This is a genomic window from Brevirhabdus sp., assembly GCF_052826345.1.
This window is the reverse complement of record NZ_JBRBUA010000028.1, coordinates 82,937-96,274: the sequence shown is the minus strand read 5'-3', so window position 1 is coordinate 96,274 and position 13,338 is coordinate 82,937. Positions and strand designations below refer to the sequence as shown.

Below are 13,338 nucleotides of genomic sequence, written 5' to 3'. Positions count from 1 at the left end.
CGTCCATAGGTTCCCCCTACGGCAAAAGAAGCGGGACGTTCTGCGCCGGATCTTTTCGGCGCGGGGTGCTTCGGATCATGATGACGACGGCAATGGGATATTTCCGCTGGGCCTTTGCCGTGACGGCGCTGGGGCTGGTGCTGGCGTTCTGGCTGGGCTGGGTCTATTCCGGTTCTCTGCTTGGCGCGCTGCCCTATCTGCTGGTCGGCACCATTCTGGCGATCCTCGAAATTTCGCTGTCCTTCGACAATGCCATCGTGAACGCGAACAAGCTGGACCGCATGACGCCGGTGTGGCGGCAGCGGTTCCTGACCTGGGGCATTCTGATCGCGGTCTTCGGGATGCGCATCGTCTTTCCGCTGGCGGTGGTGGTCATCGCGGCCGAGGTCACGCCCTGGACCGCGCTCAGCCTGGCGGCGACCCAGCCGCAGGCCTATGCCGATCTGATGCAGGAGGCTCACCTGCCCATCGCGGCCTTTGGCGGCACCTTCCTGATGATGGTGTCGCTGAGCTATTTCATCGACCCCGAAAAGGAGGTCGACTGGATCGGCACCCTGGAACGGCGTCTGCGCCGCTGCGCCGATCTGCGCGGCATCGACGTGGCGCTGGTGCTGGTGGTGGTGATGATCTTCACCATGAACCTGCCCGAAGAGGACCAGCTGACCTTTCTGTTCGCCGCCGTTTTCGGGCTCATCACCTTTTGCGCGGTGGAGCTGCTGGGGCAGGTGCTGGATTCCGAACATGGCGGCGCCTCGGCGGTGCGCGCGGGCGGGCTGGGCGCGTTTCTTTATCTGGAGGTGCTGGACGCCAGTTTCAGCTTCGACGGCGTGATCGGGGCCTTTGCGCTGACGCAGAACCTGTTTCTGATCGCCATCGGCCTGGGCATCGGGGCGATGTACGTGCGCTCCATGACCATCATGCTGGTCGAAAAAGGCACGCTGACGCAGTTCCGATACCTCGAACACGGCGCCTTCTGGTCGATCCTGGCGCTTGCCTTCATCATGTTCGCGCAATCGCTCGTGCATGTCCCCGAGGTCATCACCGGGCTGATCGGCGCGGGGTTGATCGGGGTGTCGTTCTATTCCTCGATCCGCTGGAACCGCAGGCAGGAGTCCGCCTGACGGGGGGCACCCCGGCCTAATCCCGGGACGCGGCGCGATACCACAGGATCCGGGCCATTTCATCCTGCCGGGTGGCTTCGTGCCTGGCGCGGTCCCTGCGCAGCTGCGTCATGCGCGCCAGGCGCAGGACCTCATAGGTCTTTTCATCGGCCAGCGCGGCGCGCAGGCTTTCCTCGCCTTGCCGGAGCTCGGGTTCGATCTGCGCGATCTCGGAGGAGAGCCGTTCGACCTCCGCCCGGATGGAGCGCAGATAGCGCCCGAGATAGGTCGCGCCCTCGACGCCGGTGACATGGCTTTCGCCCGCGATGCGCGCCAGCAGGTCGCGCCGCTCATTGCTCAGGGCCAGATGGCGCGAGCGGACCGCGGCGACCTGTTGCGCGATACGTTCGACATCGAGCCGCTTGATCCGTTCGATCGTGCCGAAGGCACGCATCCGCCGCGCCGCGTCAGTGGTCATTGGCCGGTGTCGGGGGCCGGTGTCGGGCGGGCGCCCCCGGCGGGGTGCGCCTTATCCGTCGGATTGTTCTTTTCGGCGCGCGCGGCAAGTTTTTCGCGCATGGCCAGCAGAACCGCCGTCGGATAGGCCCGCCCCGATGCGGGCAGCGTGGCGATGGAAAAGGCGGCGCGGCCGTCCATGTCCTTCTTGCCCTCGGGCTTTTGTTCGGCGGCCTGGGGTGCGGTGGCAAGCGCCAGCGCCAGCGCCAGCGCCAAAGCCAAGCCTCCCAGCAGCCCCGACAGCGGCTTCCCCAAGAGGCCCTGCAAAAGGCACTGATACGGGGACTTTGCTGCGTTCATGCCGCGGGCAGATCCTTTTGCGCGGCTTCGACCGCATAGAAATCGGGCTGCATCCGCGTGGGGATGTTCGCCCGCCCGATCTCGACGCAGATCGGCGCCGGGTGGTCCGAGACCATGGCGACAAAGATGTCGCGGATGATCATGTAGAAGGCGCTGTCTTCGTCCTCGATCTGCTTGAGCCTGCCGGAAATCGGCTGGACCATGCAATAGGCAAGGAAAACCCCCAGAAAAGTGCCGACAAGCGCGCCGCCGATCATGCCGCCCAGAACCTCGGGCGGCTGGTCGATCGAGGACATCGTCTTGATGACGCCCAGCACGGCCGCGACGATGCCGATCGCGGGCAGCCCGTCGGCCATGGTCTGGATGGCATGAACAGAGGCCAGCGACTCGGTATGGTGCTTCTTGATCTTGCGGTTGATCACGTCTTCGGTCTGGTACTTGTCCTCGAACTGCATGGACAGCATGCGAAAGGAGTCCCGGATCAGCTCCAGCGCGAAATGATCGGCCGCGATTTTCGGATAGCGGCCGAAGATCTCGCTGTCCTTGGGCGACTCGATGTGGCTGTCGAGCGCGAGCACGCCGCGCGACTTGTAGATGCGCGTCAGCTCATACATCAGCTTGAGCAGGTCGTTGTAGTCGTTCGCCTTCCACTTGGACCCCTTCAGGACCTTGAGCAGACCCGCCATCGAGCTTTTGATGACCGAAAAGCTGTTGGCGATGACGAAGGCGCCGATCGCCGCGCCGCCGATCATCATTCCCTCGAACGGCAGCGCATAAAGCACGATGTCCATCTTGCCGCCCGACAGGATGAAACCGCCGAATACCAGTCCGAAGACGAGAGCTAGTCCAAGTAACAATGTCATCTTTATCCGGTCTCTTCTTGGTCCATGACTTGGAAGAACATCATAAATAAAATGTTCTTTCTTTCAAGTATAAACAAGGATAGGATTGATGAAACCGAGTGCAAAGTGAATTATACATGATGACTCAGGACAAGCTGGCCTATTTCTTCACCGAAGCGGAGTTGCGCGGCGTCTTTGCCGACTGGCCCGAGGAGATCGGGCTTGTGCTGTGCCTGGATGACGCGGGCGGCTGCGATATGCTGCTGCACCACATCACCGACGGCGCCGCCGTCCTGGATCGGGCGGCGGCCGTGCTGGGCCGGGCCTTGGGCGAATTCGCCGTCGCGCCCGCGATGCCGGATCTGCCCACGCGCCGGGTGCTGTTTTCCGATGAGCAGAGCCTGCTGACCCTTGTGGCGGCCGAAACGGATCTGCCGGAGCTGGCGGCCGATCATCTCATCAACTTCCGCTTCGAGCAGGAGCGCAAGGCAAAGGCCCTGTCCGCCGCGGGGGCGAAGGCGGCCGAAAAGGGCGGGGTGCGCAAGCCGACGGCGAAGCTTGGCGGCAAGGCAGGCGGCGATACGGGGATCGATAAGGGCGCCAAGGCGGCCGTCAAGGCGGGCACGGTGCCCCGCATGCCCCCTCTCGGGGCGCCCGCCCTGCCGCCGCGGGCCGCGACGCTCGCAGCCGCCGACCCGGTCGAGGCGTTCCTCCGCCGTGCGCCGCGGTTCCGGCTGAGCGAGGTGCGCGCGAACCTGCCGGGGGATCGCGCGGCGGCGCGGGCGGGCGATCTGCCGGTCGGTTACAGGCCCGCCAGCGAGATCCGGCATGAGGAATGCCGCTTTGCCGAAGGTGCGCTGACGCTGGGTGCGCGCGGTGTGCGGCTGACCATCGGGGCGGAGCGGGTTTCGGTTCAGTCGCGCCCGCTGCGCGTCGCAGAGATCGGGTTTCGCGACGATTTCTCGCGCTTCGTCTTGCCGCGCAGCGCCATCGGCGCGTGGGAATCGGGCGATCCGTTGGTCATCGACATGCCGGTGGAGCTGTTTCCGGCGGGGCTTCAGCAGCGGTTCGCGCTGGCGGCGCGGCGGGCCGAGGTCACCGTGACGCGGCGCGGCGTCTTCGTGGCCCCCGGTGCCCCGGTCGCGCCGGTCGTGCCGAGCGCTCAGGACGGCCTCGACGGTACGGTCTCGCCCTCGGTGCCGCCATCGGAGCCGCCCGGCCCGCCCCCGAACCGTTCGCGCGTGCCGCGTTTCATCGCGGCGGCTCTCGCGCTGGTCGCGCTGACGGGTCTCGGGATGTTCGCGGGCAGCCTGCTGACCGAACGGGGGGTGCGCGCGCCCTGGCTCAGTTCCTGGACGGGGGTGCCTGCGGATGGCGTCGCGGGCACGGACGGCGCCGCGGAAAAAAGCCCGCGGCTGGCCCGGATCTTCGAGCGGGCGGCGCGGTGATCTGCGCGATCATAACGCCCGTCGGGCCGGGGCACGAGGCCCTGTTGAGAGACAGCTGCGCCCCGTCGGTGGCGCAGGCGCGGGGCTGGAGCATGGGCCCCTTCACCGAGGTGCGCCATCTGGTGATGGACGACAGCCGGGGTCTGCACGGCCGCTCGTGCCGCCGCAACGACGGGCTGGCAGAGGCGCAGGCGATCGGGGCGGAGTGGGTGTTCTTCCTCGATGCCGACGACATCCTCGCCCCCAACGCCTTCGACGCCTTCGGCCGGATCATCGCGCGCGAACCGGATCTGCACGCCGTCTGGGGGCTGATCTGCACGCTCGACGACGCGGGCGAACCCGCGCTGCGCGATGACCAGCCGGAGACGCTGAGCAGCCGCGCGGATTTTCTGTCCGTGCCGCCCTATCTGGCGGTGCAGATCGGCGGCTTTTACCGCACCGCCGCCGCCGTCGCCGCAGGATTCGACAGCACGCGCGACGTCGGTGAGGATTACCAGTTCTACACCAGGCTGTGGGCCGAGTACCCCTGCGCCAAGCGGCCCGAGATCTTTTTCATCAACCGCCGCGGCCAGCATTCGACCGGGCCGCGCTCGGCCACCGGGCAGCAGTGGTCGGAAACGGTCACGCAGCTGTGGCGTGCGCAGCTGCGCGCGCTGCCGGTCTGGGCGCGGATCGAGGACGGCAAGGCGCCGCCGCTGCGGATGCGGCTGAGCGATCCGGCGGACGCCGCGCAGCTTGCCCATGCCCAGGGCAGCTATTTCGAACCGCAGTCGTTGGAAAAGCTGCGGGCGCTGGTGCGGCGCGCCCGCCCGCATGTCGTCGACGTGGGGGCGCGGGCGGGCAATCACATCGTCTGGTCGGCCCGCCAGCTGGAGGCCTCCCGGCTTTATCCCGTCGCGCCCGACCCCGAAGCGGTGGCCCATCTGGATGCCAATATCGAGGCGAATGAGCTGGGCGGGCGCGTCGACCGGCGCGGGATGGGGCCTGCGGGGCAGGGGGCGCTCGACGCGTTGATGGGCGGCGACCGGGTGGACGTGATCAAGATCGAGGCGCAGGCGCATCCGCTCAGGGTGCTGGAGGGCGCGCGCGATCTGATAGCACGCGACCGCCCGGTGATCTGGGCCGAGGTCGCGCGCCGCGATATCCTGCGGTTCGTCCAGGATTGGTGCCGCAGCGCAGGCTACCGCGTGGCCGATAGCGCCGCGCATTCCGATACCGTCGATTATTTCGCCGTCCCGAAGGAATGACATGAGCACGCAAGCCCTTTCGCGCAAGGAAAAGCGCAGTCGCATCGCGCAGGCCGCCCGGATCTACGGGATCAAGGGCGAAGAGGCGCTGGCCCTGCATGAGGCTTACCAGCTGCTGGGGCAGGGCGAGCTGGCGGGCGCGCTGCGGCTGGCGCATTCGGTTTCGCAAAGCCATCCGGCCAACCCGCATCCCTGGATCATCCTCGGCGGCGCGGCGCTCAACCAGCGCGAAGGCGCGACGGCGGCGGCGTTTTTCGGCAAGGCCGCGGAAAGCGCGCCGCGCTCGGTCGTGGTGCTGGAAGGGCTGGCAAAGGCGCAGGTGCTGAACGCCGAGGTGATCCCCGCCTGCCAGACGATCGCGCGCGCCGTGGCGGCGGGCAGCAAGGATGCGGCTCTCATAAAGCTGTATCTGGAGCTGATGGGACGGATCGGGCGCCGTTTTGCGGCGGCGAAGACGGTCGCGCCCGTGGTGCGCCGGATCGGCGACGCCTCGCTTGCGCTTGCGCTCGGCGATCTGTTGGTCGACGCGGAGGAACCCGGCGCCGCGGTGGAATGGCTGGATCTGGCCTGGCGGCTGGACCCCGCCCCCGAGGCGCATCGCATCGCGCATCTGCGCAGCCTTCTTTACGCCGTGCGCCTGCCGGAGGCGCAGGCCCTGGCGCAGGATCTGCTGCCCGAGGTGGAAGACAAGGATATCGTGGTGCTGGTGCTGCTGACCGCGCTGCGGATCCTGCGCCGCCTGGACGAGGCCGAGGCCCTGGCCGAAACGCATGAATTCGCGACGCCGGAAAGCTTTTCCCAGGCGCGGAGCATCGTGGCCAACATCCATCAGGACCGCGGCGATTTCGCGCGGGCCTCCGCCGCCTACGAAGAGGCGCTGCATATCGCGACGCCCGAGCATACGCAGATCCGCAAGGCCTATGGCGTCTATCGGCTGCGCGCGCGGGAGTTCGCGGCGGGCAACGCGCTTTTCGCCGCGCGCTTTCCGGCCGTGCAGCGCAAGCGCTGCCCCGAGGCCAACGCCGCCCCCGACGCGCTGGCGCGCCGCGCGCAGCTCTACCTGATTTCCGAACAGGGGATCGGCGATCAGCTTGCGCTGGCCTGTCTGACGCGCATCGCCCCGCTGCCCGAGGGGTGCCGGTTGACGCTGGTGGGCGATCCGCGGCTTGCGTCTCTCCTGCAGGGCAACCGGCTGGGTCTGGGCCATCTTTCGATGGAGGAGTTCTTGGCGCGGGAAGGCGGGATAAATCCCGAAGAAATGGCCTATATAGGTGATTTCGCCCGGTATCTGGGCGATCACCCGGCCCGGGCGCGGCAAGGGGCCTATCTGACTGCCGACCCCCAGCGCCGGGCGCATCTGCGCCGCGATTATGAGGCGCGCGCGCAGGGGCGGCCCATCGTCGGGGTGGCCTGGGCCAGCCGGTCGCTGGTGGGCGCGCTGCGGTCGCTTCCGCTGGTCGATCTGGTCCGGGCCCTGCCCGAGGGCGCCTTTGTGGTCAACCTGCAATATGGCGATTGCCGGTCGGAAATCGCCGCCGCGCGCGCGGCGCGTCCCGATCTGCTGATGCACAGCGATCCGGCGGTCGACCAGATGGCCGATCTGGCCGGGTTCGCGGCGCAGATCGCGGCACTCGACCGGGTCGTGACGATCGACAACACCACCGCGCATCTGTGCGGCGCCCTGGGTCATCCCGACGCCAGCGTGCTGCTGCCCGCCGGGTCGGAATGCATGTGGTACTGGGGTCTCGATGCCGCCGGGGATGAGGCCGATGATTGGTACGGGTCGCTGGCGCTCTACCGGCAGCGCGATGCGGGCGACTGGTCGGCGCCGCTCGCGGCATTGGCGAAACGTCTCGGCCAGGCGGATCAGCGCGCGAGCGGGAAGTCGGATTCGAGCAGATAGCCCTGCGCGCGGATCGTGCGAACCCGGATCTTTTCGCCGTAATGGTCCCTCAATTTGCGCCGGATGCGGGCGATATGCACGTCGAAGCGGCGGTCGCCATAACTCCAGTCGGCCTCGCCGATTTCCTGCGCGAGGGCACTGCGGCTGACGATTTCGCCCGGGCGCGCGCCCAGGCATTGCAGGATCGCCGCTTCCGCCGGGGTCAGGGCCATGCGCGACAGATAGGCGGTGCGCGGCGTGGCGGGGCGCGCCTGCCGCAGCCGCAGCGCCAGACGCGCGTCGAATTCGCTGGGATGGCCGTTGGAATGCAGCACGTCATCGGCCCCTGCGGCAAAGGCCTCGGCAGGGCCGAGCGGCCGGGTGCCGGGATCGACGGCGAGGATCAGCGCGTCGGGCAGCCTGCGCCGGGTCAGCGCGATCAGCGCCAGCATGTCCTCGTCGCGCGCGGCGCTGCCCAGCAGACCGACCAGCAGCGCGCCCAGCGTCGCCTCGGCCGAGACCAGATCGCCCACGTCCGAGGCCCGCGCCCGCCGCAGCACACGCCCGCCGCCCATCGCGCGCAGCGCATCGCAGCAGCGCGCGCGCAGCGCGGTATCGCGTTCCACGACAAGGGAATAGGGCGGTCTGCGGGACATCCTGGCCTTCGATTTTTACGCGATGATGGCAGATTCGCACCCGCGGTTGATCCCCGAAGTCCGATTTTTTGTCTTTTTTGTGATCGTTCAACAAGAATTAAACTTCGCCACATACATCTCATTTACAGAACAAGGAAATACGGCAAGCAAAGGCTGGGCAAATGTTGTTTTTCGTCAAAAAAGCAGCGCGTTTCTTCGGACGTTCCCGCCGGGAACCCGGCGATCTGCCCCGCCCTGAGAGCGCGCGCCGGGATCGATGGGATGGGGGTGGCGCGGTCCTGCGATGCCCCGAAACCGGCACGGCGCAGCCGATTCTGCACCGCCACATCCGCGAAACGCTGGGGATGACCCCCGATGAATACCGCCGCAAATGGAACTTGCCGGGGGACATGCCGCTGGTGTCGGCGGGTTACCGGGCGTGGCGCGCGGAATCTCGCCGCATGGAAAGACTCGAATAGCCTCTTGTCGGGGTAAGGTTTAAAACTAGATTAAAAGCGAACCAGCAAGATTTGATCGGTTGGTTCGCTCAACGTTAACAAGAACTGCAAGATTGTGTTTCTAACGACCGGGATGCGCCTATGGATACCTCCGACAGCCAGCTAGACACGATCGGCCGCATCGTCGCCTCTTTTGCCGCGCGCAGCGATGTGGGCGCCGACGACATCGTCAATCTCTATCGCAAGTTGCGCGGCGAGGCCGGACAGCTGCCGCAGCCCGCCTCCGCCAGCGCGCCTGACGCGAGCGGGGAGGATCGGCCGCAGCCCGCCCTGCCGGTGGCGCGCGCGGTGTCCGACGACAAGGTTTACTGCCTGTGCTGCGGGCGCGGGTTCAAGATGCTCAAGCGCCATCTGGGCGCCGAACACGGCATGACCGAGGCGCAGTACCGCGCGCGGTTCAACCTGCCTGAATCGGTGCCGCTGGTGGCGCCCAGCTATTCGCGCAAGAAAGCCAGCTATGCGCGGGACTCGGGCTTTGGCAAATACGACCGCAACATGCTGGCGGACCAAGGATAGGCTGACAGATCATGGCGCCGCGCAATACACAGCCGATCATCGTCAAGAAGATCATCGAGGACGACCACGGATCGCATCACGGCGGCGGCTGGAAGGTCGCCTATGCCGATTTCATGACCGCGATGATGGCGTTCTTTCTGCTGTTGTGGATTCTCGCGGCCTCGGATGAGGAAAAGCTGCGCGGGCTGGCCGATTACTTCACCCCCAGCCTGTCCGAGGCGGGCGGGCGCGGCGAAGGCATGCTGGACGGTCAGGTGCTGGGCCCCGAGGGTGTGATGAGCGGGACCGACGGCCCCAAGTCGGAGGTGCAGCTGCCGAGCTTCGGGCAGGAAAACCCGCTGGCCGTGTTCGACAGCCGCCTGCGCGACCGCAACCCCCAGGTCATCGTCGAATATGAAACCCGGCCCGAGGGCAGCAAGGCCGACACCACCATTTCCGGGCCCGCCTCCGACCCGGCGCGCGATCCGGCCGCGGATGTGGTCGAGACGTCGCTGCAACAGGGCGCCTCGCTGGATCAGGTCGCGCGCGACGCCGAGCGCGAGCGCGCCATGGCGGAACGCGACGACACGCTGCGCCAGTTGCAGGGCGCGATCATGGACAGCGTCGCGCAGAATGCGGCGTTGAAGGACATGTCCGACAATCTGCGGTTCGACCGCACGGCGGAAGGTCTCGACATCCAGATCGTCGATCAGGCGGGGCATTCCATGTTCGCCTCCGGCAGTGCCGTGATCGGCGATCGCACCCGCGCGCTGATCCGCGTCATCGGGGAGGCGATTGCCGACCTGCCGAACACGCTCAGCCTGTCGGGCCATACCGACCCGGTGCCCTATTCGGGGGCGGGAACCTATTCGAACTGGGAACTTTCCGCCGACCGGGCCAATGCCACGCGGCGCGTGCTGGTCGACACCGGCGTGAACCCCTCGCGGATCACGCGGATCTCGGGGCTGGCGGATACCGCGCCGCTTGATCCCGCCAACCCGGGCGCGCCGGAAAACCGCCGGATCAGTGTCACGGTGAATTATCCGCAGCCGACTCACTAGGCGCGTCGCAACATATCTACAGGCGCGGGGCTATATCTTGCGGCTGCTGCGGCTGTACCCCGCTGTATCTGCGGCGCTTGTCTAGCGAAGTGTTTCGAAAAACTCGAACCTGTGGACCCGGTCTCCGGGCATCGGCCGGGGCCGCGAAACAAGGGGCGGCAGCGCGATTTCCCGGCGGTTTTGCTTTGCCTCAGCCTGGGTTCCCTAGGGGAAGCGTAACGCGGAAGACGCCCGAAAGTTTTACAATCCAGATGATTAACCTTAACGCTAGGTTACACTATGTTGTGATGAAGATGGGGATATCATCTACTGGTGGGGGTCAGTCAATGAACGTCAAAGAGCTGCTGAACCGGATCTGGCAGGGACAGGCCACCGGCAAACCCGACCGTTACACACGCGAACTGCTGGCGGCCTATGCCGCGCTGGTGCCCGCCCGCGTGTTGCCCGTGTTGCTCGCCGCGCCGATGGATCGTCCGATGCTCATCCCCGATGAGACGGAATTGATGCCCGCGCTGCCGCTCGGCGATGTGCTGAGCGAAGAACTCGACCTGCATGTGCCCTACGGCACGTTGATCCTGATCCTGCCCGATGCGCGGCACCGCGGCGCGGCCGACAGGTTCTCGGCCGATCTCGGTGTGATGGTTGCCGAAAGCCTGCTGGTGGCGATGGACCACGGCGGGCTGCCGATGGAACGCGAAACCGACACGCTTTACATGCTGGCGCATTCGGCGGCGCGGATGGCGCGCGCCCCGCAGCTGCAACGCAAAGGGGTGGATCTGCCCGGTTTCATGCGCGGGCTGGGCCGGAGCCTGGCCGCCTACTGGGGCGCCACGCAGGCGCCGTTGGACGACAGGACCCTGTTCGCGCGGCAGGATTTCCTCTGGACGCCGCAGCTTGCCAGCTATCTGCGCACGCTTGACGCGGGCTTCACCGCGCCCGATCCGGTCGCGATCCCGGCGGATCTGATCGGCGTGGACGGCACCGGGCTTGTCCTGGGCGAGTGGATCGCGCGGCTGGAGGCAGGCGTGCGCCGTCTGCTGACGACCACGGGCACCGCCTGGCCGCAGATGGCGCCGCCGAAAAATCTGATGTCCAGATTTAACCTTCACTAAATCAAAGAGATCTTCCGATAACCCGCGATTTGTGCTTATCTGTTCTTGCAGGCAGAGTTTGATTGGGCATGAATTCATGTTGTCGATGTCTTACCGGGCAGCGATGCGCGAACCTCTTCTGGATGTCGATCGGGAAAGGTGGGCCATCTGCCAATGGCAGGATGCGGGCGATCGCGGCGCGCTGGAACTTTTGCTGCGCTCGCACGCGCGGCAGGCCTGGTCGCAGGCGGCGCGATACACCGACAACCCCGTGCACCTGGAGGATCTGGCCGCCGAGGGCATCATCGGGCTGATGCGCGCCGCCGACAATTTCGACCGCGCGCAGAACGTGCGGTTTTCGACCTATGCCGGATGGTGGGTGATGAACGGCATTTCCAGCTCTCTCGCGCGGATCAAGGCGGTGATCGACATCCCCACGCGCACCTTCCTCGACGCGCAGCTGGGCAAGCTGCCCGAGGCGGAGCGTCTGCTGGTGCGCATGGCGGTGGCCGGGACGGTGCCGATAGACGGCGCCCCGAGCGATGATCGACCGGAAGGTCACGATATCCTGGTGTCGGATGACATCGGCCCCGAGGATGCGGTGCTGGAACAGAGCCAGCTGAATGCGCTGTCGCGGATGCTCGACGCCGCGATGAGTGCCATGTGCCATGAGGAGGTCGAGATGATCCGGCGACGCAAGCTCAAACCCGTTCCCGACGATCTGGACAGCGTCGCGCTGGATCTGGGCATCACCGAAGCGCGCGCGCGACAGGTCGAGAAGCGCGCGATCCTGCATTTGCGGCGCAATCTGATCGACGGCGGCTTTTCGCGCAGCGTGCTGGCATGATCGAACCGGGCACATTTCTGGCTGCGCGCGGCGACACGCGCACGGGCCGGACGGGCGCGGAGGAGCCGACCGGATCGGACGCGGGCGGGCTGACCGGGGTTTTCGCGGCGCTGCTGGCGCAGCTTCGTCCCGGCGGCGCGCAGGCGGGCGGGTCGGGGGCCCCCTCGGGCGCGCCGCTGGGCCGGGCGTTGGACGCGCTCGGCACGGCCGAGCAGGCCTTGCGCGCGCCGGATCTGTCGGATGCGGAAATCACCGACATATTGAACGACCTCGCGGCGCGGCTGGCACCGCTTCTGGCGCCGCTCTTGCCTTCGGGCGTCGCGGGGGCGGGGGGGCTTGCGTCGGCCGCCGCGGTCCCGCCCAGGCAGGAGGCCGCGGCCGTGCCTGTCCTGCGCCAGATGCTCGCCTCGCTGATCGCGGACGGCGGCGCGGGGGGGGCGCTCGACCCGTCCGGCCTGAACGGGACTGCCGGGAGCGGGACTTCTGGGGACGGGGTTGCCTTGGCGCGCGGCCTAGACGCGGGGGCCGGATCCGGCGCGGCCGATGGCGGTATGTCGGCGCTTGTCGGCCGCATTCTTGGGGCGCTGCCGGGGGGGCTTGCCGCGTTGGACTGGCGGGCGGGGATGCTGCCTGTGGGCCAGAACGGGGGCCAGAATGGGGCTCTTGCACAGGCCCCCATTGCGGGTTCGGGTGCGGAATCCGCCCTGACGGCGCGGCTCGGGCCCGCGTCGGGCACCGCCGCGCCCGCGTCGCTGGCCCAGGCGCTGCAATGGGCCGCGAAGGACAGCGGCGCGGCCAAGCCCGCCTTCGTCACCGATACCGCGACTGCCGCCCCCGAGGGCGCACGCCCCGCCGCCGCAGCGCAGGCCGCGCCGGTGCCCGGGCCCCTTGCCGCGCCGCTGGCCGCCGCGCAGGTGCAGGACAGTCGCCCGCAGCACACCGCACCGCCGCCCGCCACGCAGGAAATCCTGAGCCAGCTGCGCGCGCAGACGGGCAATCAGGGCCAGATCCGGGTCGAGCTGCGCCCCGACGGGCTGGGGCGGGTGGAAATCGACCTGACCCCCGACAAGACCGGGCAGTTGCGGGTCGAGATCCGTATCGAGAACCCGGCCGTGCTGGCCGCGCTGCGGCAGGACCGCGACGGGTTGATGGGGATGCTGCGCGATGCGGGGCACGCGGTCGGCGATCAGGGCCTGAACTTCGGCGAATTCGGCCAGCGCGGCCCGCGTCAGGGGCAGGATGCGGGCGGCACCGAGGGCAGCGATACGGGCGCGGGCGCCCCCCTTTCCGAGGCGCCGGATGCGTCGCAATCCCCCGCTCCGGCCCGCACGGGCGGGGTGGATCTGAATGTATGAA

14 protein-coding genes are annotated in these 13,338 nt (G+C 67.6%); 10 read left to right on the top strand and 4 right to left on the bottom strand.

Annotated features, from left to right (window positions below; genetic code table 11):
- Window positions 1-80: 80 nt before the first annotated feature.
- Complete coding sequence (locus ACU0BR_RS04565; RefSeq protein ID WP_446155684.1) at window positions 81-1,121, top strand: DUF475 domain-containing protein; 1,041 nt, start codon at window positions 81-83, stop codon at window positions 1,119-1,121.
- A gap of 16 nt (window positions 1,122-1,137) precedes the next feature.
- On the opposite strand, the gene ACU0BR_RS04560 is transcribed toward ACU0BR_RS04565, so the two are convergent.
- The 3 genes from ACU0BR_RS04560 to motA are packed head-to-tail and all read right to left on the bottom strand — an operon-like array spanning window position 1,138 to window position 2,779.
- Entirely contained in the window at window positions 1,138-1,578 is a 441-nt protein-coding gene (locus ACU0BR_RS04560) for a flagellar FliJ family protein (RefSeq protein WP_446155668.1), read from the bottom strand.
- Window positions 1,575-1,916: a hypothetical protein gene (locus ACU0BR_RS04555; RefSeq protein WP_446155667.1), complete on the bottom strand. Its 342-nt coding sequence runs from the start codon at window positions 1,914-1,916 to the stop codon at window positions 1,575-1,577. The genes ACU0BR_RS04560 and ACU0BR_RS04555 overlap by 4 nt, the downstream gene beginning before the upstream one ends.
- Entirely contained in the window at window positions 1,913-2,779 is an 867-nt protein-coding gene (gene motA / locus ACU0BR_RS04550; protein ID WP_446155666.1) for a flagellar motor stator protein MotA, read from the bottom strand. The genes ACU0BR_RS04555 and motA overlap by 4 nt, the downstream gene beginning before the upstream one ends.
- Window positions 2,780-2,895: 116 nt before the next feature.
- On the opposite strand from motA, the gene ACU0BR_RS04545 reads away from it, so the two are divergent.
- The 3 genes from ACU0BR_RS04545 to ACU0BR_RS04535 are packed head-to-tail and all read left to right on the top strand — an operon-like array spanning window position 2,896 to window position 7,356.
- Window positions 2,896-4,206: a hypothetical protein gene (locus tag ACU0BR_RS04545; protein WP_446155665.1), complete on the top strand. Its 1,311-nt coding sequence runs from the start codon at window positions 2,896-2,898 to the stop codon at window positions 4,204-4,206.
- Window positions 4,203-5,453 carry a hypothetical protein gene (locus ACU0BR_RS04540; protein WP_446155664.1) on the top strand — a complete coding sequence of 417 codons (1,251 nt, stop codon included), beginning with the start codon at window positions 4,203-4,205 and terminating at the stop codon, window positions 5,451-5,453. The genes ACU0BR_RS04545 and ACU0BR_RS04540 overlap by 4 nt, the downstream gene beginning before the upstream one ends.
- A gap of 1 nt (window position 5,454) precedes the next feature.
- On the top strand, window positions 5,455-7,356 hold the full coding sequence (locus ACU0BR_RS04535) for a hypothetical protein (protein WP_446155663.1): 1,902 nt from the start codon (window positions 5,455-5,457) through the stop codon (window positions 7,354-7,356).
- Here ACU0BR_RS04535 and ACU0BR_RS04530 read toward each other — a convergent pair.
- Window positions 7,320-7,991: a winged helix-turn-helix domain-containing protein gene (locus tag ACU0BR_RS04530; RefSeq protein WP_446155662.1), complete on the bottom strand. Its 672-nt coding sequence runs from the start codon at window positions 7,989-7,991 to the stop codon at window positions 7,320-7,322. The genes ACU0BR_RS04535 and ACU0BR_RS04530 overlap by 37 nt on opposite strands.
- Before the next feature lie 161 nt (window positions 7,992-8,152).
- On the opposite strand from ACU0BR_RS04530, the gene ACU0BR_RS04525 reads away from it, so the two are divergent.
- The 6 genes from ACU0BR_RS04525 to ACU0BR_RS04500 all read left to right on the top strand — a co-directional run bounded on the left by ACU0BR_RS04525 (window position 8,153) and on the right by ACU0BR_RS04500 (window position 13,337).
- A complete protein-coding gene (locus ACU0BR_RS04525) occupies window positions 8,153-8,449 on the top strand; it encodes a MucR family transcriptional regulator (RefSeq protein WP_446155661.1) in 297 nt (98 codons plus the stop codon).
- A gap of 120 nt (window positions 8,450-8,569) precedes the next feature.
- Window positions 8,570-9,004 carry a MucR family transcriptional regulator gene (locus ACU0BR_RS04520; RefSeq protein WP_446155660.1) on the top strand — a complete coding sequence of 145 codons (435 nt, stop codon included), beginning with the start codon at window positions 8,570-8,572 and terminating at the stop codon, window positions 9,002-9,004.
- Between the two features lie 11 nt (window positions 9,005-9,015).
- Entirely contained in the window at window positions 9,016-10,044 is a 1,029-nt protein-coding gene (locus tag ACU0BR_RS04515) for a flagellar motor protein MotB (protein ID WP_446155659.1), read from the top strand.
- A gap of 326 nt (window positions 10,045-10,370) precedes the next feature.
- Window positions 10,371-11,156, top strand: a complete 786-nt coding sequence (locus ACU0BR_RS04510) for a hypothetical protein (protein ID WP_446155658.1) — start codon at window positions 10,371-10,373, stop codon at window positions 11,154-11,156.
- A 103-nt stretch (window positions 11,157-11,259) separates the two neighbouring features.
- Window positions 11,260-11,982, top strand: coding sequence for a sigma-70 family RNA polymerase sigma factor (locus tag ACU0BR_RS04505; RefSeq protein WP_446155657.1), 723 nt, complete (start codon window positions 11,260-11,262; stop codon window positions 11,980-11,982).
- A complete protein-coding gene (locus tag ACU0BR_RS04500; RefSeq protein ID WP_446155656.1) occupies window positions 11,979-13,337 on the top strand; it encodes a flagellar hook-length control protein FliK in 1,359 nt (452 codons plus the stop codon). The genes ACU0BR_RS04505 and ACU0BR_RS04500 overlap by 4 nt, the downstream gene beginning before the upstream one ends.
- The last annotated feature ends 1 nt before the right edge of the window (window position 13,338 follow it).